The sequence below is a fragment of the Cryobacterium sp. M91 genome, assembly GCF_002929615.1.
In the GTDB taxonomy this organism is placed as follows: Bacteria; Actinomycetota; Actinomycetes; order Actinomycetales; family Microbacteriaceae; genus Cryobacterium; species Cryobacterium levicorallinum.
The window spans coordinates 29630-54330 of record NZ_PJJT01000086.1; the positions used below are offsets into that span (position 1 = coordinate 29630).

Genomic DNA, 24701 nt, shown 5'->3' on the forward strand with positions numbered 1-24701 from the left:
GCCCCCTATGTTTCCTCGCCGTGAAACTCGCCTCACAGCGGGGGTGCGCCGCTGTGGGGCTTTCGACCAGCACGGGACACACGAGCGACACGAGGGGGAAACTGCCCCGAACTACGCTCACAATTGCCCCGCTTCGAAAGGATGCTGATGCCAGCTTCGAATGAAACCGCTTCCGCGTATTCTGCCCCAGACCCTGCAACAACCGCTGGGACTGCGACACACGCCGTCACATCGACGAGCAAAGTGGATGCCGCTATTCCCGCTGCCGAGACGCCGCGCCGGGTCATCGTGATCGGCGGCGGACCCGCTGCCCACCGCCTCACCGACGCCCTGCACTCCCGCGACATCGAGCACACCCTGTCGATCGTCGTGCTGGCCGAGGAGAACCACCGCCCCTACGACCGGGTCGCGCTGAGCCAGCGGCTCGCCGGAATGATCGACCTCACTCTGGAGCCCACCGCGCCGTGGGACAGCGAACGGATCGCCCTGCGCATCAACGAACGCGCCACCCGCATCGACCGGGTCAACCAGACAGTCACAACCGGGGCCGGCGCCGTGCTCGAGTATGACGACCTCGTGCTCGCCACCGGGTCAAGCGCGCCCGTTCCGGAGATGCCCGGTCGCGATCACATTCGGGTGTACCGCACCGTCGACGACGTCGACGCCCTCGTCGACGAACTCGCCGCCCTCACGGCCTCACTCGGCCGCACCCCCAAGGTCGTCGTGGCCGGCGGCGGATTGCTCGGCCTCGAAGCGGCCGGCGGACTGCACAAGCTCGGCGCCGAATCCGCCATCGTACACTCCGGCGGCTGGCTGATGTCGGCCCAGCTCGACGAGGGCGGCGGACAGGCCCTCGGCCGGCTCATCGTGGCCCAGGGCATCGAGCTGCACCTCGGCACTCGGGCCCGCACCATTCTCACGAACGATGACAACACCGCAGTGACCGGCCTGCAACTCGGCAACGGCCGTACGATCGCCGCCGATATGGTCGTCTACGCGATCGGCATCTCCCCGCGCGACGAGCTCGCCCGGGACGCCGGACTCGCCGTCGGTACCCGCGGCGGCGTCACGATCGGCAACGACTGCCGCACGAGCGATGCGAATATTTGGGCCATCGGCGAGGTTGCCAGCTGGAACGACCGCTGCGTCGGCCTCGTCGCCCCGGCCAACGCCATGGCCGAGGTCGTGGCCGACCGGCTGCTCGGTGGCAGCGCCGAGTTCACAACCGTCGACGAGGCCACCAAGCTCAAGCTCTCCGGCGTCGACGTCGCGAGTTTCGGCGACGCACTTGCCACCACGGCGGGGTCGCTCGAAATCGTCTACGCCGACCCGGCCCGCGGCCTGTACCAAAAGCTCGTCATGACCGACGACGCCAAGACCCTGCTCGGCGGCATCTTCGTCGGCGACGCCACGCCCTACTCGGCCCTGCGCCCCATGGTCGGCCGCGAGCTCAGCAGCGAACCCGCCGCCTACCTCTCGGCCGCCGGCACCGAGGCTCCGGCCGGCGACGAACTGCCCGACGACGCGCTGGTCTGTTCCTGCAACATGGTCTCGGCCGGAACGGTGCGGAGCGCCGTGCGCGGCGCCGATGTGAACAATGAACACCAAACGGAAGCTTGCACCGAACTCGGCGCGCTCAAGGTGTGCACCCGGGCCGGCACCCAGTGCGGGTCGTGCGTGCCGCTGGTCAAGAAGATCCTCGAGGCCGAGCTGACGGCATCCGGTCAAACCGTGTCGCACGCGCTGTGCGAACACTTCGAGTTAAGCCGGCAGGAACTGTTCGAATCGGTGCGGGTGCTCGGCCTCACGTCGAGCGATGAGATCTTCTCCCGCTTTGGAACCGGCCGCGGCTGCGATGTCTGCAAGCCCGCCCTCGGCTCGGTTCTGGCCAGTCAGAACACCGCCTACATTTTGGATGCCGGCCGCGGCACCCTGCAGGACACCAACGACCGCGCCATGGCCAATATGCAAAAAGACGGCACCTACTCCGTCGTTCCGCGCATTCCGGGCGGCGAGATCACTCCGACCAAACTCGCCGTGATCGCGCAGGTCGCTCTCGATTTCGACCTTTACACCAAGATCACCGGCGGCCAGCGAATCGACCTGTTCGGTGCGCGGTTGGAGCAGCTGCCGGACATCTGGCGAATCCTGGTCGACGCCGGATTCGAATCCGGGCAGGCCTACGGCAAGGCGCTGCGCAACGTGAAATCGTGCGTCGGGTCAACCTGGTGCCGATTCGGAGTACAGGATGCCGTCGGCCTCGCGATCCGCCTGGAACTGCGTTACCGCGGGCTGCGCGCGCCGCACAAGTTCAAGTTCGGGGTCTCGGGCTGCGCCCGCGAGTGTGCAGAGGCCCGCGCCAAGGATGTCGGCATCATCGCGAGCGACAACGGCTGGAACATGCATGTCGGCGGCAATGGCGGCTTTCAGCCGGCCCACGGGCAGCTACTCGCGACCGACCTCGACGAAGAAACCTTGATCAAGTACATCGACCGCTACCTGATGTATTACATTCGCACGGCCGATCGGATGCAGCGCACCGCCCGTTGGATGGAAGACCTCGAGGGCGGCCTGGAGCACGTGCGCGACGTGGTTATCAATGATTCGCTCGAATTGGCCGAGGAACTCGAACAGGCCATGCTCGCCCACGTCGACAACTATGAGGACGAGTGGGCGGCGACGCTCGCTGATCCGGAGCGGTTGCGCCGGTTCCGTTCCTTCGTGAACGCGCCGACCGAACCCGACCCGAGCATCGTGCTCGTTACGGAGCGTGACCAAATCCGGCCGGCGACCCCGGCCGAGCGAGCCTCGTCGAGTACTGTTCTCCTAAGCGGAAGCCGCATTCCTGTACGAAAAGAGTAAGCAAATGACAGCCCAGAATTCCCGAACGACTGGGTCAGTCAGCACCGGATCAGTCACACTCGTGGGCGGGGGCCCCGGCGCCGCCGGACTGCTGACCGTCGCAGCAGTGACGGCCATCGCTCAAGCGGATGTCGTGTTGTTCGACCGCCTCGCCCCGAACGACGAACTCGCCCTGCTCGCGCCCCACGCGGTCCTCATCGACGTCGGCAAGCGCGCCGGCAGCCATCCGGTCTCGCAGACCGGCATCGAAGAACTCATTGTCGAACATGCCCTGGCTGGCAAGCGCGTGGTGCGGTTCAAGGGAGGCGACCCCTATGTCTTCGGGCGCGGCAGCGAAGAAGTTCTGGCTTGCCACCGCAACGGCATTCCAGTGACCGTGATTTCCGGCGTCACCAGTGCGATCGCCGTTCCGGCGGCGGCGGGAATCCCGCTCACCCACCGCGGCATCAGCCACGCGTTCACCGTGATCAGCGGCCACGCGCCGCTCACCGACAACGAGCTCGAGGGTCTCACTCTGCTCGGCAGCACCATCGTCGTGCTGATGGGAGTCGGCACGTTGCCGACCCTGAGCCAGGGCCTGCTCCGCCACGGCATGCCAGTCGGCATGCCGGTGGCGATTATCGAGCGCGGCTTCAGTGCCACCCAGCGCACGACCGTGAGCACGCTCGGGACGGTGCTGGCCGATGCGGCCGCGGCCGGCGTACGCAGCCCCGCCGTGCTGGTCGTCGGCGAGGTCGTACGCCTCGCGTTCAGCGGTGACGCGGCCGCGAACGACCTCGTGGCCCGCGCCGCCGAATTTTCGGTGACCGACTGATGGCGGCGACGAACGACGGGGCCGAGGCTGCTTCGGGAGGCGAGCCGGCGGAATCCGCTTCGCAGCTGCCGGCACCGGACCGGCAGGCGCAGCACGTACGCCTGCCGGGAGCGACCGAGCCCATTGAGGTCGCTGCCCCGTTTCTGCAGCCAAACCAGCTCGAGGGATTTCGCATCGGCGTGACCAGTGATCGCCGCTCAAGCGACCTGATCGACGCCTTCGAACGACGCGGCGCGCGGGTCGTTCACGCACCGACGCTGCGCATCGCCCACTCGCAGCAGGATGGCCCGCTGCTCGACGATACCCGCACCATGATCGCCGCGCGGCCCGATCTACTGCTCGCGACGACCGGCTACGGCGTACGGCGCTGGTTCGAGGTGGCCGAGGCCGACGGAATCGGCTCCGAACTGACCGATGCGCTCGCCGACACCACGATTCTGGTGCGAGGGCCCAAGGCCCGCGGCGGCATTCGCGCAACCGGGCTCAATGACTCTGGAATGAGCGATTCAGAGACGACCGCCTCGCTCGTTGACAAGGTTTTGGCCGAGTATCCGCCGGGACTGACCATCGGAATTCAGGTGCACGGGGCCACCGATGAGGTACAACTCGACCGGCTGCGCGCCGTGCATCAGCGTGTGCTCGTCGTGGCGCCGTACCGCTGGATTGCCATGGACGACAGCGACGCGCGCGTCTACAAGCTTGTCGAGGCCATCTGCTCCCGTCAGCTGGACTGCGTCACCTTCACGAGCGCCCCGGCCGTGCACGCCCTGTTCACCGCGGCAGAGGGAATGGATGTCTACCCCGAGCTGATTGCAGCGTTACAGACTCAGGTCTGCGCGGCCGCCGTCGGACCGGTGACCAGTGCGCCGCTGATTGCCGCGGGGATCGCGCCGATTCAACCGACCCGGTTTCGCATGGGCGCGTTGATTCGCCTGGTTTGCGAACACCTGGAACAGAACATGGTCGAGCGCATCGAAACCCAGAACGGACTCTTGCAGTTGCGTGGTTCGATCGTGCAGATCGGCGAGGAACGCGTGCAGCTTCCCCCGACGGCACTCGCCATTCTGCGCGCTCTCGTGCGGGCGCGCGGAGCGGTCGTCTCCCGCGAAGACCTCGCGCTGGCCGGCTACTCCGACGATCACGCCATGGAGGTATCGCTCAGCCGCCTGCGGCAGACGCTCGCCGTGCCCGGACTGGTTGCAACCGTGGTCAAACGAGGCTACCGGCTCAACGTGTAGGCCGGGCGGTACCACTCGTGACCGGCGCCTCGCCCTGCGCGGGAACTGCGCCAGTACGCGGGAGTTGCGCCTCCCGCGCAGCGGCGCAAGTCCCGCGCGCTGTGAATGGAGCGCGTTACGGGCGGTCGGTCTCGAGAGCGGATGCCGCGGCATCCGTTTCAGAGACCGGTTCGGCCACGGCGTCGGCTGCAGCATCGGCCGGGTCCTCGGGCAGCTCTTCGAGCAGTCCGGGCGGCGGGGTGATGGTGACGATGCCGGCCTTCACATCGACGCTCGGCACGATGGCCTTCACGAAGGGGATCATGACGTCGCCGGTGGGCGTCTTCACGATCAGCAGATCTTGCGCGGGCATGTGCTCGAGGCGACCGATGGTGCCGATGCGCACACCGTCACGCATGACGGCGAGCCCGACGAGCTGGTGGTCGTACCAGGCGTCTTCTTCATCCGACTGCTCGGCGACGTCCGCGTCGATCCAGAGGATCGCCTTGGCGAGCGTTTCTGCCGTGGAGCGGTCGGGAACATCCTTAAAAAAACCGACCGCGTGCTGGTTATACCAGCGCAGCTCGACGAGTTCAATCGTCTTGCCGTGCCAGGCCGACCCGGTCGGAACCTGCAGGGTGAACACGGCGCCCGGGACGAAACGTCGTCCCGGGTCATCCGTGAACAGTTCGAGCTTGATTGCTCCCTTGAGGCCGTGAGCCTTAGTCAGGCGCCCCACCCGTAATTGCTGGGTGCGGTCCTTCTCGCTATCGTTCACCGTCGTGTCGTTCACTGAACTAGAAATCGGTGTCGACGACGTCGACACGTACGCGTCGACCATCGGCCAGAGCCGCAACGAGGGTGCGCAGGGCCTTGGCTGTGCGACCGGCACGACCAATGACCCGGCCGAGATCCTCGGGGTTCACACGAACCTCGAGCACCTCGCCTCGGGGCGAGTTCTTTTCTGCAACGTGCACATCATCGGGGTGATCAACGATCCCCTTGACGAGGTGTTCGAGCGCGGGAGCAAGCAACAGTTACGCCTCTTCGGTTGCTTCGGCAGCAACCTCGGGGGCCTTGACGACCGGCTTCTCGGCCTTGGGCTTGAGAACCGGCTTCTTCTTCTCGTCAGCGACGAAAGCGACCTTCGGTTCCTTCACCTTGACGGTGTTCTTAGCGTTCTTGTCGCCCTTGAAGATGCCCCAGTCGCCCGTGAGCTTGAGGAGTGCAGCAACCTGCTCGGTCGGCTGAGCGCCGACGCTCAGCCAGTACTGCGCACGCTCGGACTTGACCTCGATGACCGAGGGCTCCTCCGTGGGGTGGTAGATGCCGATTTCTTCGATGACACGACCGTCGCGCTTGGTGCGCGCGTCGGCAACGACAATGCGGTAGTACGGTGCACGGATCTTGCCCATGCGCTTCAGACGGATTTTGACAGCCACAATTCTCCAGTGTTAATTCGTTGTTTGGCGAACCTTGGGCCGTGAGCGTGGGGGCACACTCGGCATAAGCTCTATAGGATCACGTTGCACCGAGATAGAGGGTCGGGCACAACGGATCGCGACTAATCATTCTGTCAGAGATTGCGGGCATTGTGATAATCGGACCTCAACGACTTTTACCGGCCCACTCAAGGAGCCCCCGTGCCACTGGAATTCGCCCGATCCGCCCGATCCACCGTGGGCATCGAGTGGGAGGTCGCCCTCGTCGACCGCTCGACCGGCGATTTGGTCAATATCGCCGACGTAGTGCTCGACGCCCTGCGCGGCCCCGACGGCTCGGCCCACCCAACGATCACCGGCGAGCTGCTGCTCAATACGGTCGAGCTGGTTTCGGGCGTGCACACCACCGTAGGCGGTGCGGTAGCGGATGTCGCCGACCAGCTCGGCGAGGTGCGCCGCGTGCTTTCGGGACGCGAGGTCGACCTGATCTGCAGCGGATCGCATCCGTTTGCGCAGTGGTTCGACCAGACCGTCACCGACAAAGCCCGCTATCACAAGCTCATCGACCGCACCCAGTGGTGGGGCCGCAATATGATGATTTGGGGAATCCACGTGCACGTCGGCATCGAGGACAAGGCCAAGGTCATTCCGATCATGAACGGCCTGCTCACCTACGTGCCACACCTGCAGGCGCTGAGCGCGTCGAGCCCGTTTTGGGCCGGGGTCGACACCGGCTATGCCAGCAACCGCTCGCTCATGTTCCAGCAGCTGCCGACCGCTGGATTGCCCTGGGACCTGCCCGATTGGGAAGCCTGGGAGCGCTACGTCGACGACATGGCCGTGACCGGCATCATCGAGGACGTCACCGAGGTGCGCTGGGATATTCGCCCGTCGCCGCGCTGGGGCACAATCGAGATTCGAGTCTGCGACGGCGTCTCGACGTCCGTGGAGCTCGGCGCGATCGCCGCGTTCATCCAGTGCCTGGTCGAGTGGATGTCCACCCGCCTCGACGCGGGGGAAGACGTTCCGCGCATGCAGCCGTGGTTCGTGCGCGAGAACAAGTGGCGGGCCGCCCGCTACGGGCTCGACGCCGAGATCATCCTCGATGCTGCGGGCGCCGAATGCCTGGTAACGGATGATGTGCGTCGCCTCATCGAGACCCTCTCCCCCGTCGCCGAGCGGCTCGGCTGCCTGCCGGAGCTGCTCGGACTGCACCGCATCATCGATGAGGGCGGGAGCTACCAGCGGCAGCTCGCCGTCGCGGCCACGCATGACGGCAGCCTGCCGGCGGTGGTTGCGGCGCTCAGCCACGAGCTCGCGGAGGGGCTCGGGAGCTAGCGCGTTGGATGCACGCGCGCCCAAGCCGTGCGGTCGCCACGCGCCGGTTCGCTGCACGGGCGCCCCTTGTTGGCTCGCGCGCGGCGCACACCAGCCGCGCAAGCAGCGCGGGGCCGCGCAGCAGCATCCGCTCGGGTCAGGCGTTCTTGCTGTCGCGCCAGGCCAGCCAGTCGGTGGCCTGGCCGAGGTCGTAGTCGGGGCCGGAGATTCCTACGGTGAACAGGCGCGTGCCGAGGTCGTAGAGCGCGTCAGCGTCGTCCACCGTGCGGCCGCGCAGCTCGGTGGAGATCTCGATCTCGCTCAGGTCGCGGCCGACCTCGTCGCACCAGGCGCCGAGTACTCCGAGCTTGTGCTCGAGCACCTCGGGGTTGGAGAACGAGTGCCAGATATCGGCGTGCTGGGCGACGATGCGCAGGGTTTTCTTTTCGCCGCCACCGCCGATGAGCACCGGGATGTCGCGGGTGGGCGGCGGGTTGAGCCTGGCCCAGCGGGCCTCGATGCGGCCCAGGCTGGCATCGAGGGCGTTCAGCCGAGTGCCGGGAGTGCCGAACTCGTAGCCGTATTCCTGGTAGTCGCGCTCGAACCAGCCCGCGCCGGTGCCGAAGATGAAGCGACCGCCGCTGATGTGGTCGATCGTGCGCGCCATGTCAGCCTGCAGGTCGGCGTTCCGGTAGCTGTTGCAGTTGACCAGGGCGCCGAACTCGAGGGTCGTGGTCTGCTCGGCCCAGGCGGCGAGGATGGTCCACGACTCGAAGTGCAGACCATCGGGCTCGCCCGTGAGCGGAAAGAAGTGGTCCCAGTTGAAGGCGATGTCGGCGCCTCGGGCCTCGACCTCGGTGAGGGTGTCGCGAATCTTGGAGTATTGGGCGTGCTGCGGGGCGATCTGCACACCGATGCGCACGTTGTGGTTCGCCGTCGAAGTCATGCGTCCAGCCTAAGACCGCCCACGGTTCGTGCCCCGGCGCCCAGGCCCCCGGCCTCCAGGCCTCCAGGCCTCCAGGCCTCCAGCGCCGACCGAAGGCCACTGCACGCGCACAACTCCTGCCATTTCTTCGGCGATCACCGCAGATCCCAGTAATTTGCACGGAACGGGCTTCTGGCGCTCACGATTTGCAGGAGTTACGCGCGGTCCACGGACTCAGCGAGCAGATTGGGCCCACCTTCTGCGACCGGGCCCGGGCCCGGAAACTGGGCCCATGATCCATCAAGGGCCCGCTTCCGTAAGGCGGGCCCGGCCCACCAAAGGCTTTCCCCAAACGGATACTACCGGCCGAGCATTTTCTGCAGCGCGGCCATTTCCTCTTCGGTGGGGCCGCCGGCCTTGCCCTTACCCGGCTGGGCGCCGGAGCCGAGGCCGAAACCGGAGCCGGCGGCATCCGCTTTGGAAGACTCACCGGCAGACTTAACGCCCGAGGCAATCGCGGCGTTCTCGGCAGCGCGCTTGGCTGGGTTGCCCGACTTGGAGCCCTTCTTCTTGGCCACCTGCTTGGGCTTGCCGCCGTAGCCGGCACCGGGAATGGGGCCCATGCCGGGGATATTGGGCATGCCACCCTTGGCGACTGTCTTCATCATCTTGGCGGCCTGTTCGAAGCGCTGCACAAGCTGGTTCACCTCGGTGACGGTCATGCCCGAACCCTTCGCGATGCGCATGCGGCGCGATCCGTTGAGCAGTTTCGGGGTGGTGCGTTCAAGCTTGGTCATCGACTGGATGATGGCCTCGGTGCGCACGATCTCGCGCTCGTCGAAGTTCTCGAGCTGCGCCTTCATGGCGCCGGCGCCGGGCAGCATGCTCATCATCTTCTTGATCGAACCCATGTTGCGCAGCTGCTGCATCTGGCCGAGGAAGTCGTCGAGGGTGAAGGAGTCGGTCGCGAACTTCTCGGCGACCTTGCGGGCCTCGTCCTCATCGAAGGCACCCTGCGCCTGCTCGATCAGGGTGAGGATGTCACCGAGGTCAAGGATGCGACCGGCCATGCGGTCCGGGTGGAACGGCTCGAAGTCGTCGAGTCCTTCACCGGTCGAGGCGAACATGATCGGGCGTCCAGTGAGCGAAGCGACCGACAGGGCGGCGCCACCGCGGGCGTCACCGTCGAGCTTGGTGAGCACGACGCCGGTGAAGTCGACGCCGTCCTGGAAGGCCTTCGCCGTGGCGACGGCGTCCTGGCCGATCATGGCGTCGATGACGAAGAGCACCTCGTCTGGATCGATCGCCTTGCGAATGTTGGCGGCCTGCTTCATGAGCTCCGCGTCGACACCGAGACGTCCGGCGGTGTCGACGATGACGACGTCGTGAACCTTCTGCAGGGCGTACTTCACGCCGTCGCGGGCGACCTTGACCGGGTCGCCGACACCGTTTCCGGGCTCGGGCGCGTAGACGGCGACACCGGCCTGTTTAGCGACGACCTCGAGCTGGGTGACCGCGTTGGGGCGCTGCAGGTCGGCGGCGACGAGCAGCGGGGTGTGGCCGTCTTTGGCGAGCCACTTCGCGAGCTTGCCGGCGAGGGTGGTCTTACCGGCACCCTGCAGGCCCGCGAGCATGATGATGGTCGGCGGCTTCTTGGCGAATTCCAGCCGGCGCTGCTGGCCGCCGAGAATCGTAATGAGCTCGTCGTTGACGATCTGCACAACCTGCTGGGCCGGGTTCAGCGCCTTGCTGACCTCGTCGCCGAGGGCGCGCTCGCGCACCTTGCCGGTGAAATCCTTGACGACCTCGAGGGCGACGTCGGCGTCGAGCAGGGCGCGACGGATCTCACGAACGGTGCCGTCGACATCCGCTGCGCTGAGCTTGCCCTTGGTGCGGAGGTTTTTGAACGTCTCGGCAAGACGATCTGAGAGGTTTCCAAAAGTTGCCATGATGCGTTTAGTTTAACCGGTGGCCGCTGCTACTTCGAAACGGATGCTGAGGCGCGGTTCCGTCAAATTCGGGCGAGCGTCAGTTCTGCGCCGCCACACTCGGTGCAATCAGCCGCTCGACCGCACGAACGACGTTGGCTCGGCGAACCGCGATTGCCGTCACGTCCGGAGGAGGGCCCCCGTGCGCGAGCACCGCCCCGGGCTCGTGAACCCAGGCTGAGGCGATGCCGAAGATGAGCGTCATGAGCTGCACCGGTTGCCAGGAAGCATCGACCCGACCGGCTGTCTGTGCCAAGCGGATGCGCCGCACCTGTTCGTCCCGATAGCCCAGCATGACCTCGAGGGCCGGCAGCCAGGTACCATCGGTCTCGAGGCGGGCCCAGTCGATCATGCGCAGGTGGTCACCGTGCAGCATTCCGTGATCGAACAGCGCTCCGGCGAAGGCCGGCACGTCATTGTCGGTGAGCACGGCATCGCTCGCGAACTCGCGCAGGTTGAGCTCCAACACCTCGAGGAACAGCTGCTGCTTGTCGGAGTAGTAGGCGTAGAGGCGTTCCTTGCTCGCCGCGGCGCTCTTGGCGATGCGGTCGATGCGGGCCCCGGCTAGTCCGTAGGCGGCGAATTCGGTGCGCGCCGCCTCAAGAATGCGGGTCTGGGGGTCTGCTCCGTCGCGTGCCATGTTTTCACTATACTTCACAAAACGAACTAGTTCGTTCGGTTTGCACGATAGAGTCATTGTTATGCCCGGTATCAGTACAAACCAGTCCAGTTCTGCCCCGCCCGCGTCGGCGGCCACCGCGCCCCACCCACGAAAGTGGTTGCTGCTGGCCATCGTGGCGCTCGCCCAGCTCACCGTCGTACTCGACGGAACCATCGTGAACATCGCGCTCCCCCAGGCACAGACCGCGCTCGGCATGAGCGACGGCGAGCGCACCTGGGTCGTCACGCTGTACTCGCTTGTCTTCGGCGCGCTGCTGCTGCTCGGCGGGCGTATTGCCGACTTCTGGGGCCGCAAACGCTCCTTCATCGTGGGCATGGCCGGGTTCGCCATTGCCTCGGCCCTCGGCGGCGCCGCCCAGAGCACCTGGGAGCTACTCGCCGCCCGCGGCCTGCAGGGCCTGTTCGCCGCGCTGCTCGCGCCAGCCTCGCTCGCCCTGCTCACGGTCAACTTTCCCGGCGGCAAGGACCGCATCAAAGCCTTCGCCGTCTACGGCGCGATCGCCGGCGGCGGCGCGGCGGTCGGCCTCATCCTCGGCGGCGTGCTCACCGAGTACGCAAGCTGGCGCTGGTGCCTCTACGTGAACGTGCCGATCGCCATCGTGGCGATTGCGGCCGCCATCCCGGTCGTTCGCGAGAGCAAGGCACACGGAAATACCCGATATGACGTGCCGGGGACTATTCTCGTGGCACTCGGCCTCGGATCCCTGGTATTCGGCTTCGCGCAGGCCGAGAGTGGGTGGGCCAGCTCGCCCGTGCTCGTTTGCCTCCCGCTCGGACTGGTGTTGCTCGTGCTGTTCGTGCTGGTGGAAAAGCGGTCGAATCATCCGCTGCTGCCGCTACGCATTATGGCAAACAAGGTACGCGGCGGAGCCTTCCTCACGGCGCTGCTCTCGGGTGCTGCGCTGCTCGGAGGGCTGCTGTTTCTCACCCTGTACTTTCAAATCGTGCTGGGCTACACCCCGATTCAGTCCGGGCTGGCTTCCCTGCCGATGACCGCGACGATCATGATCGGTGCCGGCGTGCTGTCGAAGTTTCTGGCGCGTACCGGCGTGCGCATTCCGATGACCGTCGGACCGATCGTCGGCGCGGCCGGGCTGCTCTGGATGACTCAGATCACGGTGAACGGCAACTATTCGCTCGAGGTGCTGCCGGGGCTCATTCTGCTCGGCGCCGGACTCGCCATGATCTTCGTGCCGCTGCAGAACGTGGCTCTGTCGGGAATTGCCGAGCATGATGCCGGTGCGGCGAGCGCGGCCGTGACTGCGATGCAGCAGATCGGCGGTTCGCTCGGAACCGCCCTGTTCACCGCGCTGTACACCGCTGCCGTGAGTTCGTACCTGATCGGTAAGGTTCCCACCGAAGTCGTTCAGCTGGGCGCTCTCGTGAGCGGATACCAGTCCGCCTTCCTGTGGGCGGCCATCATTATCTTCGCGGCGGGGCCCATCGCCTTCTTCCTGGTGCGCCCGCGCAAGGAAGACCTGCTCGGCGCGGGGCAGGCCGCACACCTCGGGTAGCCCGGTTCGGGGCTGCCGGCGCTCACCTGGGCCCACCCTAAGGAACCGGGCCCACGATAAATCATGGGCCCGGTTTCCGGGCCCGGGCCCGGGCCCGGGCCCGGAAATGATGGGTTAGCTGTCCAGGGTTACCTGGACGGTGTCGCCGTGTACGTCGATTGTCACGACTAGCAGGCCGTCGGTGTCGTCGGGGCTGATGGCGTATTCGAGCACCGCGAAGTGCGCTTCGCTGCCGGCGCGGTGCGGGTGAAAGCCGATGCGCTGCAGGCGCAGCGAGCGCAGGAAGTCAATCTGCTGGTCGCCGGAATCCCAGATGATGGCGTTTTCGATCGCTTCCTGGTCCATTTCGTCGAGCTGCTCGGCGATGTATTGGCTGGTCACGGAGACCTCGGCCGACAGATCGGCGACGAGGGATTCCCGCACCTGGGAGTCGAGGTCCTCCATCGACCCGATCATGGCCGCGGCGATATCGAGCGCTTCGGCGGTGACCGAATCTTCGTCGGGCGAGCTGAGGTCGATCTCGACGCTCTGGTCTCCGAGCTCAGCCGACTCCGACCAGTACACCTCGCCCTCGTCTTCGTCGCCGAGAATTCCGAAGAAATCGTGTTCGATGCTCATAGTGCTCCTCTTAAATTCTTCATCAGCCGACGAGTTTTTGTGCGAACACGTGCGGGGTGAAACCGGTGAGGTCGTTGATGCCCTCACCCTGCCCGACCAGCTTGATCGGAATGCCGGTCTTTTCCTGCACGGCGAGCACGAAGCCGCCACGCGCTGAGCCGTCAAGTTTGGTCAGCACGAGCCCGGTCACCCCGGCGTGCTCGATGAACGCCTCGGCCTGGGCAAGCCCGTTCTGACCAGTCGTGGCGTCGAGCACGAGCAGCACCTCGGCGATCGGTCCCTGCTTTTCGACGACCCGGCGAATCTTGGTCAGCTCGTCCATCAGTCCGCCCTTGGTCTGCAACCGCCCGGCGGTGTCGATGAGCACGATCTCGATGCCCTCGTTCTTCGCCTTCTCCACGGTCTGAAAGGCGACGGAGGCCGGATCCTGGCCGGTCATCTGCGGCTTCACGATCTGCGCCCCGGCTCGTTCGGCCCAGGTCGCCAGCTGCTCGACCGCCCCCGCCCGAAAAGTGTCGGCCGCGCCGATAACGACGCTGCGACCGTAGGTCTGCAGAAACTTGGCGAATTTGCCGATCGTGGTGGTCTTGCCGACGCCATTGACGCCGACGACGAGCACGATGGCCGGCCGTTCGGAGAGGGTCAGGGTGGAGTCGAGAACGGACAACCGCTCTTCAATTCCTTCGCGCAGCATCCGCTGTAAATCGGCAGGGTCGGTCGTGTTGTACTTGGCGACCTTGGCACGCAGGTCGGCGATGACCGACTCGGTGATATTCGGGCCGAAATCGGCCTGCAGCAGGGCGTCCTCGAGGTCGTCCCAGGTCTGCGCGTCGATGGTCTTCTTCGTGAACATTCCGCGCAGTGCGCCGGAGAGGGACCAGGGGGTGCGTTCAGCCATGTCCCTAGCCTACGGGGGCGCCGCCGCCTTGCGCGCGGCGAGCGGCACCAGCTTGTCCCCGTGGCAGCAATGGCCGGTGAGCGGCACCAACCAAGCGGATGTCCGCGACACCACTCAGGCGCCGCCGTCATCCACTGCCCGGAAGGCGCGCCGAGTACCCGGCGGTCTGTGTGACGCTGCGTGACAGTGTGTGACAGCACGTGACCCTCGGCTGCGACATTGCACCGTGGTCGCAGTAGCGTTGGCGGGGTCGCTGCGATCGAAATCATTGGAGCGGCGCCGCAAACCGAGGGAGCCGACGTGCCGAACGAAACCGAGACGGTGCCCACCGTCACGACGGGGGCCGAGAACGCTCCGGCGGCAGCCACCAAGCTGGCAGCAGCTCGCTCGCCGCGGCCATCCACCCGTCCGAACGGCCAGTGGAAGATCGACGGCACCGAACCGCTCAACGGCAACGAGGTCTGGAAACAGGTCGACAATGGCCTCGCCGTGCGCGGACGCATCGAGCAGATCTATTCCAAGCAGGGCTTCGACTCGATCGACGGCACCGACCTGCACGGCCGTTTTCGCTGGTGGGGCCTCTACACGCAGCGCAAGCCCGGCATCGACGGCGGCAAGACCGCCACCCTGGAGCCGGAAGAGCTCGAAGACCGCTACTTCATGCTTCGGGTGCGCATCGACGGCGGCCAGCTCACGACCGAACAGGTCCGTGTGATTGGTGAGGTGTCCCGCGACTTCGGCCGCGACACCGCCGACCTGACCGACCGCCAGAACATTCAGCTGCACTGGATCCAGATCGAGGACATGCCCGAAATCTGGCGCCGCCTCGAAGCCGTCGGACTCGAAACCACCCAGGCCTGCGGTGATGTGCCGCGCGTGTTCCTCGGCTCCCCCGTGGCCGGCATCGCCTCCGACGAACTCATCGACCCGACCGAGTCGATCAACGAGCTTGCCCGCAAATATCTCGGCACCGACGAATTCGCCAACCTGCCGCGCAAGTTCAAGACCGCCATCACCGGTCACCCCAGCCAGGACGTCGTGCACGAGATCAACGACATCGGCCTCGTGGCCGTGGAGCACCCCGAACTCGGCATCGGCTACGATCTCTGGGTCGGCGGCGCGCTCAGCACCACCCCGCGTCTGGCCGAACGGCTCGGAGCCTTCGTCGCTCCCGACCAGGTGTCCGAGGTTTGGCGCGGCGTCGTCTCCATCTTTCGGGACTACGGCTACCGCCGCCTGCGCGGCAAGGCCCGCCTCAAGTTTCTGCTCGCCGAGTGGGGCACCGACAAGTTCCGTCGTATTCTCGAAGACGAATATCTCGGTTATACCCTGCCCGACGGCCCTGCCGCACCGCGCCCGAAGACGCAGGGCGACCACATCGGTGTGCACAAGCAGAAGGACGGCCGCTTCTACATCGGGCTGGCCCCCTTCGTCGGTCGTATCTCCGGTCAGACCCTCACCCGTGTCGCCGACCTGCTCGAAGCCCACGGTTCGAGCCGACTGCGCACCACGCCGCACCAGAAGCTCGTCGTGCTCGACATCGCCGAAGAACACGTCGAACCCCTGATCGCGGCCCTCGACGAGATCGGGCTGTCGGCCCGCCCGAGCCTGTTCCGCCGCTCGACCATCGCCTGCACCGGCATTGAATTCTGCAAGCTAGCCATCGTCGAGACCAAGCAGACGGCAACGGATGCCATCCTCGAGCTGGAGAAACGGCTCGCCGGAATCGATGCCCCGCACCCGATCAGCCTGCACGTGAACGGATGCTCCAACTCCTGCGCCCGCATTCAGACTGCGGACATCGGGCTCAAGGGCCAGCTGCTGCCCGACGGCAACGGCGGGTCCACCCCCGGCTTCCAGGTGCACCTCGGCGGCGGCCTGGTCTCCGCTGACCGTGACGAGGCCGGCCTCGGCCGTACCGTGCGCGGCCTCAAGGTAACCGCCGAGAACCTCGCCGACTATGTCGAGAGCCTCGTGCTGCGTTTCCTGGCCGCCCGCACCGACGACGAAACCTTTGCCCAGTGGGCGCACCGCGCCGACGAGGAGGACCTCAAATGAGCGCCATCAATCTGAACGCGGTCAAACAGGCCGCGGCATCCGTTGCCCGTGACCTGCCGCCGCGCCGACCGGCCGCCGAACTGCAGGCCCTCGCCGAAGCTGGCTCAGCCGAACTCGAAGCGGCCGCAGCAGCCAACGGGCGCGAGGCCACCGCTGCGGAGGTCGTGGCCTGGGTCGCGCGCAACTTCGGCGCCGACAGTGTCGCCGTCGCCTGCTCCATGGCCGACGCGGTACTCCCCGAGATCGTGTCGAAGCAGCTGCCCGACGTCGACGTGCTCTTTCTCGATACCGGCTACCACTTCGCCGAAACCTACGAGACCCGCGACGCTGTCGCCGCCGCCCTTCCGGTGACTGTCGTTGACGTGCTGCCGCTCACGACAGTTCCGGAGCAGGACGCCCTGCACGGCGCCGAACTGTTCGCCCGCGACCCCAACTCCTGCTGCGCCATGCGCAAGGTGGAACCGCTACAGCGTTCGCTCGGCGACTACGAACTGTGGTTCACCGGTGTGCGCCGCGACGAAGCCCCTACCCGCGCCAACACGCCCCTGGTCACCTGGGACGAACGCAATGGCCTGGTCAAGGTCAACCCGGTCGCCGCCTGGAGCTACGACGAACTGATGGATTACGCCACCGAGAATCACGTGCCGGTGAACGTACTCCTGTCGCAGGGCTACCCCTCCATCGGCTGTGCCCCGTGCACCCAGCCCGTCGCGGCGGGAGCCGATCCCCGTTCCGGCCGTTGGGCCACCCTCGAGAAGACAGAATGCGGGCTCCACCTATGACTACCACGACGGCACACCGCCTTTCCGAACTCGACGTGCTCGAGAGCGAAGCCATCCACATTATTCGTGAGGTCGTCGCCGAGTTCGAGCGGCCCGTGCTCATGTTCAGCGGCGGCAAGGACTCCGTCGTGGTGCTGCACCTCGCCGCGAAGGCCTTTTGGCCGGGCAAGATTCCCTTCTCGCTGCTGCACGTGGACACCGGCCACAACTTCCCCGAGGTGCTGGAGTTTCGCGACAAGACCGTCGCAGCGCACGGGGTGCGCCTCACGGTCGCCAAGGTCGAGGATTACGTCGCCGACGGCCGTCTCGCCGAACGCGCCGACGGCACCCGCAACCCGCTGCAGACCCTCCCGCTACTCGACGCCATCGCCGCCGGCCGGCACGACGCTGTCTTCGGTGGCGCCCGCCGCGACGAAGACAAAGCCCGCGCCAAGGAACGCATCCTCTCCCTGCGCGACGAATTCGGCCAGTGGGACCCGCGCAACCAGCGCCCCGAACTGTGGAACCTCTACAACGGCCGCCACACCGTCGGCCAGCACGTGCGCGCCTTCCCGATCAGCAACTGGACCGAACTCAACGTCTGGCGCTACATCGAACGCGAAAACATCGAGCTGCCCCCGCTTTACTACGCCCACGAGCGTGAGGTCTACCGCCGCGACAATATGTGGCGCTCGGTCAGCCCGGTCAGCCTGCCCCGTGCCGACGAAACCGTCGAAACGCGCACGGTTCGGTACCGCACGGTGGGTGATATGAGCTGCACCGGTGCGGTCGACTCGACCGCAGCATCCGTCGCCGATGTCGTGCGCGAAGTGGGCGTTTCCACCATCACCGAACGAGGCGCAACCCGCGCCGACGACCGCATTTCAGAGGCCGCCATGGAAGACCGCAAGAAGGAAGGATACTTCTGATGCGCGTCCCCAACTCCGCGGTCGGCGTCACCCTGGCCGTGACGCTGCTGCTGAGCGGATGCTCCGGCGCGGCCTCCGCCACCGGGCCGGTCCAGGAAATCCGACTCGGCTACTTCGACAACCTCACCCATGCCCCGGCCTTGGTCGGCATCGAGCAGGGATTCTTCGCCGACGCCCTCGGCGAAACGACCCTGACCGCCCAGGCTTTCGGTGCCGGTCCGGCCGCGATCGAGGCGCTCAGCGCCGGTGCTATCGATGCCGCCTACGTCGGTCCGAGCCCGGCCATCAACACGTTTGTTCAGAGCAAGGGGCAGAGCGCGGTGATCGTGGCGGGTGCCACAATCGGCGGCGCCGCCCTCGTCGTGCGCGACGGCATCGACTCCCCCGCCGACCTCGCCGGCACGACTCTCGCCTCCCCGCAGCTCGGCAACACGCAGGACGTTGCCCTCCGCTCCTGGCTCGAGGACGAGGGTTACGAGACCAGCACGACCGGTGGCGGCGACGTGACGGTCACCCCGACCGACAACGCCCGCGCGCTCACCCTGCTGCAGAGTGGGCAGATCGACGGCGCCTGGCTGCCCGAACCTTGGGTCTCTCGGCTGGTGCTCGAAGCGGATGCTCACGTGCTCGTCGAAGAATCATCCCGGTGGCCGAAGGGCGAATTCCCCACGACCGTGCTGCTTGTCGGTGCTGATTTCAATCGCGACCACCCGGAAACGGTGCGGGCGCTGCTCGAGGGACACACGGCATCCATTGCCTGGCTGAACGAGCACCAGGCCGAGGCGGCCGGCGTGATCAACGCGAAGCTGACCGCCGACACCGGCAAGCCGCTCGCCGACGCGGTCATCGAACGCGCATTGGTCGGCCTGCACTTCACCAATGACCCCCTGGCCGGCACTTTTCCGGTCTCGCTGAAACGAGCAGTCTCTGCCGGCCTCGCAAAAGACGGCGACCTCAATGGCTTGTTTGACCTGACCCAGCTCAACGGCATTCTCGCCGCAGCGCAAGGCGCGCCTGTTTCGGCCGCCGGACTCGGAACGGAGTAATCGCATGACCCTCACCATTGACACCCAGGACCTCACCACGGAAGCCGCCGTCGCCGCCCCCGAAGGCACCCTGTTCCGCTTCGCGACGGCCGGTTCGGTCGACGACGGCAAGTCCACCCTGGTGGGCCGGCTGCTGCACGATTCGAAGGCGATCCTCGCCGACCAGCTCGAAGCCGTCACCCGCACGTCCACCGAGCGTGGCTTCGGCGGCGAGAGCGGTGGCATCGACTTCGCCCTGCTGACCGACGGCCTGCGCGCCGAACGCGAACAGGGCATCACCATCGACGTGGCCTACCGCTACTTCGCGACTCCCGCCCGCTCGTTCATTCTCGCCGACTGCCCCGGCCACGTGCAGTACACCCGCAACATGGTCACCGGCGCCACCACAGCGGATGCCGTCATCATGCTCATCGACGCCCGCAAGGGCGTGCTCGAGCAGACCCGCCGGCACCTCAGCGTTGTCGCCCTGTTGCGCGTGCCGCACGTAATCGTCGCGGTCAACAAGATCGACCTCCTCGATTACAACGAGGCCTCCTTCCGTGAGGTGGAGGCGAGCGTTCGCTTGGTCACCGCCGAACTCGGCCTCGGTTCTGACTCGCGTGCGGAGGTCCACGTCATTCCGGTGTCGGCCCTGGTCGGCGACAACGTCGTCGACCGCTCCGAGCGCACCCCCTGGTATGCCGGTCCGAGCCTGCTCGAACTGCTCGAAACCCTCACCGTGATCGACGACCTCGACGATTCCGGGCGCGCCACCGAAGCGTTCCGCCTGCCGGTTCAGCTCGTGCTGCGGCCGCAGGGCGCGGTCGTCGTCTCCCCGGAACTGGCCGATTCCTACCGCGACTACCGGGCCTACGCCGGGCAGGTCGCGAGCGGCAGCATCAAGGTCGGCGACATGGTGAGCGTCGAGCCCGGCGGCGGCACCAGCACCGTCACCGGTATCGACTTCGCCGGAGTGCAGCTCGACGAGGCCTTCGCGCCCCAGTCGATCGCGCTGCGCCTGGCCGACGACCTCGACATCGCCCGAGGGGCCGTCATCGCGGCCGCAGGCAGCCTGCCCCCGGTCACCCGCGCCCTCGAAGCCGATTTGTTCTGGCTCGACCCGCGTCCGCTCGCACCGGGAGCCCGCGTGCTCCTGAAGTTCGGCACGACCGTCGTGCAGGCCCTGATTCGCGAGGTCACCGGCCGCCTCGACCTCACGACCCTCGGCGTCGAACCCGCCACCAGCCTGGCCGTGAACGATATCGGGCAGGCCAACATCCGTTTGTCGCGCGATTTGCCGGTGGAACGCTATGCGCAGAATCGTCGCTCCGGGGCGTTCCTCGTCATTCACCCGCAGGACGGCGCAACCCTGGCCGCCGGTATCGTCACCGCGCCGGGCGAGCCCACCCGCGCCGGCGACGGCTCGGGTGCCGGGTCGGACGTGTCGCCGTGACCTCCCTGACCAGCGTGTCTGTCGCCCCGGCCCCGACCGCGCTCGAACCCGTCGCGATCACGATCGATGGCCTCGGTAAGCGCTACGGCACCGGTCCGCTCGTGCTCGATGACATCAACCTGTCGATCGAAGCCGGCCAGTTCGTCTGCCTGCTCGGGGCAAGCGGATGCGGAAAGTCCACGCTGCTCAACATCATTGCCGGCCTGGAGAAACCCACCGAGGGCGCCGTCACCGTGGCGAGCGGCAAGGCCGCCGTCATGTTCCAGGACGCAGCGCTGTTTCCGTGGCTGACGGCCGGCCGCAACGTGGAGCTGGCCCTGAAACTGCGCGGGGTTCCGCGCAAGGACCGCCGAGCGGATTCCCTCGAACTGCTCGACCTGGTCAACCTCGCCGATGCCGCCGACAAACGCCCGCACGAACTCTCCGGGGGTATGCGGCAGCGGGTCGCCCTGGCCCGCTCGCTCGCGCAGGACCGCAAGGTGCTGCTGATGGACGAACCCTTCGCCGCGCTCGACGCCATCACCCGCGACCTGCTGCACGAAGAACTCGAACGGGTCTGGCGCCAGACCGGCCGCACGATCGTGTTCGTCACCCACAACGTGCGCGAGGCCGCACGGCTGGGACAGCGCATTCTGCTGATGTCCTCACGCCCAGGCCGCATCGTCAACGAATGGACCATCACCGACACCGGCTCCCGCCGGATCGAGTCCCCCGAGGTCGCCCGCCTCGGTGACGAAATCACTGACCAGCTGCGCGAGGAGATCCGCCGCAATGCCGCTTGATGCTCGCACCGACACCATTCGTGGCGGAGCAACCAACGACCCGAGCCACGACGAACTGCGCCGCCTCGAAGCCGGTTTGGATTCGCTGCAGGCCGTTCCCGAAACGCCCCGCGGCGCCTTTCGCCGCACCCTCGACGGTGTCCTTCCCCCGATTCTGCTGCTCATTGCGCTGGTCGCGGCCTGGCAGGTTTACATTCTCATCGTCAAACCCCGGCCCGACCTCACTCCCGGCCCCTTAGACGTATTCGATTCCCTCGTGAGTGCCTGGTCGAGCGACCGCCTGCAACTCGCGGTATCGACGAGCCTCGAGCGCGGCGGTCTCGGCTTTCTCATCGCCATCGCCATCGGCACCCCGATCGGGCTGCTGCTCGCGGAGTGCCGCCCGGTGCGGCGTGCGCTCGGACCGCTGCTCTCCGGCTTGCAGGTGCTCCCCTCGGTCGCCTGGGTTCCCGCCGCGATCATGTGGTTCGGCCTCACCGACGCCACGGTGTACTTCGTCATTCTGATGGGCGCTGTCCCCTCGATTGCCAATGGGCTCGTCTCGGGCGTCGACCAGATTCCACCGCAGCTGCGCCGCGTCGGCACGGTACTCGGCGCCTCGCACCTGCAGATGGCGACCCTCGTGGTGTTGCCCGCCGCCCTGCCCGGCTATTTCTCCGGCCTCAAGCAGGGCTGGGCCTTCGCCTGGCGCTCACTCATGGCCGCCGAGATCATCACCATGGGCGGCACGATCGGCTTCGGTCTCGGTTCCATGCTGCACCAAAGCCGCGAGCTTGCCGACCTGTCCGGGGTGCTCGCCACGATCCTGGTGATTCTGTTCGTCGGAATCCTGGTGGAACTCGTGATCTTCGCCCCGATCGAGCGTCGCCTGCTGCGCCGCCGCGGACTGATGGCCGCTGGCCTGCGCTGACCCGCCCGCATCCACTCTTCTTCCCTTTGTTTGAAAGGCTCCTTATGACCCCCTCTCCCTGTGCACTGCGCGTTGCCATTATCGGCGCCGGCCCGGCCGGAATCTACGCCGGCAATATTCTCAACCGACTCGTGCTCGAAACCGGTCACACCGTGGCCATCGACCTGTTCGATGCGCTGCCGGCCCCCTACGGACTCATTCGCTACGGCGTCGCCCCCGACCACCCGCGCATCAAGGGCATCGTCAAATCGTTGCAGGAGATGCTCGACGCAGGCATCATTCGTTTCATCGGCAACGTCACCTACGGCACCGACCTGACCCTGGCTGATCTGCGCGAGCACTACCACGCGGTCATCTTCGCCACCGGCGCCATTCTCGACGCCCCGCTCGTCATTCCCGGCATCGACCTGCCCGGCTCGTTCGGCGCCGCCGACTTCGTCTCCTGGTACGACGGCCACCCCGATGTGCCGCTGGAATGGCCGCTCGACGCGACCGACGTGGCCGTCATCGGAAACGGCAACGTCGCCCTCGACGTGGCCCGCATCCTGGCCAAGCACGCCGACGATCTGCTCAGCACCGACATTCCCGCCTCGGTCTACGCCGGGCTCGCCGGATCCCCGGTGACCGACGTGCACGTGTTCGGCCGCCGCGGGCCGTCACAGGTGAAATTCACCCCGATCGAACTGCGCGAACTCGCCGATATTCCCGACGTCGACCTCGTCGTCTACGCCGAAGACTTCACTCCCGATTCGCACAGCGAACAGCTCGTCGCCAGCAACAACCAGGTCAAGATCATGACCCGCACGCTGAACGGATGGCTCACCAAGGCTCCGCTCGGCGCCTCACGTCGCCTGCACCTCCACTTTCTGCACTCGCCGGTCGAGGTCTACGGCGATGGACGAGTGGAAGGCATCCGCTTTGAACGTACCGAACACACCGGAGACGGTGGCGTGCGGTCGACCGGCCAGATCGTCGACTACCCGGTGCAGGCCGTCTATCGCGCGGTCGGCTATCGGGGCAGCGCTCTGACCGAGGTGCCGTTCGACGCCGTGCGCGGCGTCATTCCGAACGACGGCGGGCGGGTGCTTGATGCCGCCGGCGAGCCTCTTTCCGGGCTGTACGCCACCGGGTGGATCAAGCGCGGCCCGGTCGGCCTGATCGGCCATACCAAGAGCGACGCCCTCGAGACGGTGACCCGGCTCGTGGCCGACCTGCCCGCGCTCGTCTCCGGCGAAACGGCTGACGAATCAGCGGAGGCGATTCTGACCCTGCTGGCGGAGCGCGGCGTCGAGTTCACGACCTGGGCGGGCTGGCGCACCCTGGACGCGCACGAGCAGCTGCTCGGCGCGCAGGACCTGGTCACTCCCGGTCGGGAGCGAGTCAAAGTCGTCTCTCGGGCCGAACAGGTTGCGATCTCTCGCACGGAAGCGTTGCTGACACTGTGACCTATGTGATTGCGCTGCCCTGCGTCGATGTGAAAGATCGTGCCTGCATCGACGAATGCCCGGTGGACTGCATCTATGAAGGCGAACGCTCCCTCTATATTCACCCCGATGAGTGCGTCGACTGCGGCGCCTGCGAACCGGTCTGCCCGGTCGAGGCCATCTACTACGAAGACGACCTGCCCGAACAGTGGGCCGACTATTACAAGGCCAACGTCGAATTCTTCGACGACCTCGGCTCCCCGGGCGGCGCGGCCAAGGTCGGCGTGCTCGCCAAGGACCACCCCATCATCTCCGCGGTGCCGCCGCAGGGGTAACGGCGCGACTGATATTCTGCACGCTATGGATAAGGCTCGGGCTTGAGGCCGGCAATGTGGGTAGCACTGCTCATTGCAGGAGCACTTCTCATCGCGCTCGTGATTCTGTATGCCGCAGGCTTGCTCGGCAACGAAGCGGTGGCGAATGCCGCAACAGCATCCGCTTAGGTCGGAACCGCTTCCAGGGTGATGACGGCGAGGAATCCCCGTCCGAGAACTTCCGGGGCTGGATCGTCGCCGCGCACGGTATCGAGGGCACCCAGCTTGGCCTCCTCGCCGCCGGCGGTCACGACGGCGTACCCCTTCAGCAGTAGGGCGAATTGGTCGTCGAACACCGGGTGGGCGCGTTTCTTCGACAGCTCGACGATCGACAGAAAGCCCTTGAATGCTCCGCGCCTCGTCATCACATTCAGGTCTCTGGTATCGCCGACCGGCAGGGCGCAGCTCGTCGCGCTGTCACCGGAAAACCGGAATGGCCGGTATTGCTCCATGGCGTGCTCTTCGCCATCGACGATCACGACCATCAGCTCGCCCTCGATCACCGTGAGGATGCGGTCGACCCCTGGAAAACTCGAGAAATCACCGGCCGCGGTCACGTCGGCGATGCTGATGCGCCAGTCGAAGTCCACCGCGCCGGCGGGGAAGGACGCCACCTCGCGGGTGGTCCCTCCGCCGTTACGCCAGGGGGCGGGTCGAAGAGAGTCAAGTCGAATAATGTGCATGATTTCAGGCTCAGGTTAGCAGACGG

23 protein-coding genes are annotated in these 24701 nt (G+C 66.4%); 14 read left to right on the forward strand and 9 right to left on the reverse strand.

All coding sequences use genetic code 11. From position 1 onward, the window contains the following. The first annotated feature begins 243 nt into the window (after positions 1 to 243). The 3 genes from nirB to CXY80_RS11355 are packed head-to-tail and all read left to right on the forward strand — an operon-like array spanning position 244 to position 4914. Positions 244 to 2862 carry a nitrite reductase large subunit NirB gene (nirB, locus tag CXY80_RS11345; protein WP_233195296.1) on the forward strand — a complete coding sequence of 873 codons (2619 nt, stop codon included), beginning with the start codon at positions 244 to 246 and terminating at the stop codon, positions 2860 to 2862. 4 nt (positions 2863 to 2866) lie between these two features. Next, a complete protein-coding gene (gene cobA / locus CXY80_RS11350) occupies positions 2867 to 3676 on the forward strand; it encodes a uroporphyrinogen-III C-methyltransferase (RefSeq protein WP_104132579.1) in 810 nt (269 codons plus the stop codon). Next, entirely contained in the window at positions 3676 to 4914 is a 1239-nt protein-coding gene (locus CXY80_RS11355) for a uroporphyrinogen-III synthase (protein ID WP_092449225.1), read from the forward strand. The genes cobA and CXY80_RS11355 overlap by 1 nt, the downstream gene beginning before the upstream one ends. A gap of 115 nt (positions 4915 to 5029) precedes the next feature. On the opposite strand, the gene rimM is transcribed toward CXY80_RS11355, so the two are convergent. Genes rimM through rpsP form a run of 3 tightly spaced genes read right to left on the reverse strand, consistent with a single transcriptional unit; the run spans position 5030 to position 6335 of the window. Continuing rightward, positions 5030 to 5686 (reverse strand): ribosome maturation factor RimM, encoded by a 657-nt coding sequence (rimM, locus tag CXY80_RS11360; RefSeq protein ID WP_233195299.1) that lies wholly within the window; start codon positions 5684 to 5686, stop codon positions 5030 to 5032. Between the two features lie 4 nt (positions 5687 to 5690). Then, positions 5691 to 5927: an RNA-binding protein gene (locus CXY80_RS11365; RefSeq protein ID WP_035879344.1), complete on the reverse strand. Its 237-nt coding sequence runs from the start codon at positions 5925 to 5927 to the stop codon at positions 5691 to 5693. A 3-nt stretch (positions 5928 to 5930) separates the two neighbouring features. Further along, positions 5931 to 6335, reverse strand: a complete 405-nt coding sequence (gene rpsP, locus CXY80_RS11370; RefSeq protein ID WP_092449227.1) for a 30S ribosomal protein S16 — start codon at positions 6333 to 6335, stop codon at positions 5931 to 5933. A 201-nt stretch (positions 6336 to 6536) separates the two neighbouring features. Between rpsP and CXY80_RS11375 the strand changes: the two genes are divergently transcribed. Continuing rightward, a complete protein-coding gene (locus CXY80_RS11375) occupies positions 6537 to 7673 on the forward strand; it encodes a glutamate--cysteine ligase (RefSeq protein WP_092449228.1) in 1137 nt (378 codons plus the stop codon). 136 nt (positions 7674 to 7809) lie between these two features. Here the strand turns inward: CXY80_RS11375 and CXY80_RS11380 are convergent, their stop codons facing one another. The 3 genes from CXY80_RS11380 to CXY80_RS11390 form a co-directional block, all read right to left on the reverse strand. Then, positions 7810 to 8598 (reverse strand): LLM class F420-dependent oxidoreductase, encoded by a 789-nt coding sequence (locus CXY80_RS11380; RefSeq protein ID WP_104132580.1) that lies wholly within the window; start codon positions 8596 to 8598, stop codon positions 7810 to 7812. 338 nt (positions 8599 to 8936) lie between these two features. After that, positions 8937 to 10526, reverse strand: a complete 1590-nt coding sequence (ffh, locus tag CXY80_RS11385; RefSeq protein WP_092449230.1) for a signal recognition particle protein — start codon at positions 10524 to 10526, stop codon at positions 8937 to 8939. A gap of 79 nt (positions 10527 to 10605) precedes the next feature. Then, positions 10606 to 11205, reverse strand: coding sequence for a TetR family transcriptional regulator (locus CXY80_RS11390; protein WP_158251637.1), 600 nt, complete (start codon positions 11203 to 11205; stop codon positions 10606 to 10608). A 61-nt stretch (positions 11206 to 11266) separates the two neighbouring features. Between CXY80_RS11390 and CXY80_RS11395 the strand changes: the two genes are divergently transcribed. After that, the gene (locus CXY80_RS11395; RefSeq protein WP_104132581.1) at positions 11267 to 12760 is read left to right on the forward strand and encodes an MFS transporter; all 1494 of its coding nucleotides are present in this window, start codon (positions 11267 to 11269) and stop codon (positions 12758 to 12760) included. Positions 12761 to 12874: 114 nt separating this feature from the next. Here CXY80_RS11395 and CXY80_RS11400 read toward each other — a convergent pair whose 3' ends face one another. After that, a complete protein-coding gene (locus CXY80_RS11400) occupies positions 12875 to 13378 on the reverse strand; it encodes a DUF2004 domain-containing protein (RefSeq protein WP_092449232.1) in 504 nt (167 codons plus the stop codon). A gap of 22 nt (positions 13379 to 13400) precedes the next feature. After that, positions 13401 to 14276 (reverse strand): signal recognition particle-docking protein FtsY, encoded by an 876-nt coding sequence (gene ftsY, locus CXY80_RS11405; protein ID WP_104132582.1) that lies wholly within the window; start codon positions 14274 to 14276, stop codon positions 13401 to 13403. Positions 14277 to 14597: 321 nt separating this feature from the next. Between ftsY and CXY80_RS11410 the strand changes: the two genes are divergently transcribed. From CXY80_RS11410 to fdxA, 9 genes are read left to right on the forward strand one after another with little or no spacing between them, the layout of a single operon-like run. After that, positions 14598 to 16334: a nitrite/sulfite reductase gene (locus CXY80_RS11410; protein ID WP_104132679.1), complete on the forward strand. Its 1737-nt coding sequence runs from the start codon at positions 14598 to 14600 to the stop codon at positions 16332 to 16334. After that, a complete protein-coding gene (locus CXY80_RS11415; RefSeq protein ID WP_092449234.1) occupies positions 16331 to 17116 on the forward strand; it encodes a phosphoadenylyl-sulfate reductase in 786 nt (261 codons plus the stop codon). The genes CXY80_RS11410 and CXY80_RS11415 overlap by 4 nt, the downstream gene beginning before the upstream one ends. Next, positions 17113 to 18024, forward strand: coding sequence for a sulfate adenylyltransferase subunit CysD (cysD, locus tag CXY80_RS11420; RefSeq protein ID WP_233195300.1), 912 nt, complete (start codon positions 17113 to 17115; stop codon positions 18022 to 18024). The genes CXY80_RS11415 and cysD overlap by 4 nt, the downstream gene beginning before the upstream one ends. Beyond that, complete coding sequence (locus CXY80_RS11425; RefSeq protein ID WP_104132583.1) at positions 18024 to 19070, forward strand: ABC transporter substrate-binding protein; 1047 nt, start codon at positions 18024 to 18026, stop codon at positions 19068 to 19070. Before cysD ends, CXY80_RS11425 begins: the two co-directional genes overlap by 1 nt. 4 nt (positions 19071 to 19074) lie before the next feature. Continuing rightward, a complete protein-coding gene (locus CXY80_RS11430) occupies positions 19075 to 20502 on the forward strand; it encodes a sulfate adenylyltransferase subunit 1 (RefSeq protein ID WP_104132584.1) in 1428 nt (475 codons plus the stop codon). Then, positions 20499 to 21284: an ABC transporter ATP-binding protein gene (locus CXY80_RS11435; protein ID WP_092449238.1), complete on the forward strand. Its 786-nt coding sequence runs from the start codon at positions 20499 to 20501 to the stop codon at positions 21282 to 21284. Before CXY80_RS11430 ends, CXY80_RS11435 begins: the two co-directional genes overlap by 4 nt. Next, positions 21274 to 22194, forward strand: a complete 921-nt coding sequence (locus CXY80_RS11440) for an ABC transporter permease (protein WP_104132585.1) — start codon at positions 21274 to 21276, stop codon at positions 22192 to 22194. Before CXY80_RS11435 ends, CXY80_RS11440 begins: the two co-directional genes overlap by 11 nt. Before the next feature lie 44 nt (positions 22195 to 22238). Continuing rightward, on the forward strand, positions 22239 to 23639 hold the full coding sequence (locus tag CXY80_RS11445) for an FAD-dependent oxidoreductase (RefSeq protein ID WP_104132586.1): 1401 nt from the start codon (positions 22239 to 22241) through the stop codon (positions 23637 to 23639). Next, positions 23636 to 23953 carry a ferredoxin gene (gene fdxA, locus CXY80_RS11450; protein ID WP_104132587.1) on the forward strand — a complete coding sequence of 106 codons (318 nt, stop codon included), beginning with the start codon at positions 23636 to 23638 and terminating at the stop codon, positions 23951 to 23953. The genes CXY80_RS11445 and fdxA overlap by 4 nt, the downstream gene beginning before the upstream one ends. 164 nt (positions 23954 to 24117) lie before the next feature. Here fdxA and CXY80_RS11455 read toward each other — a convergent pair whose 3' ends face one another. Next, complete coding sequence (locus tag CXY80_RS11455) at positions 24118 to 24675, reverse strand: HutD family protein (RefSeq protein ID WP_092449242.1); 558 nt, start codon at positions 24673 to 24675, stop codon at positions 24118 to 24120. Positions 24676 to 24701: the final 26 nt, after the last annotated feature.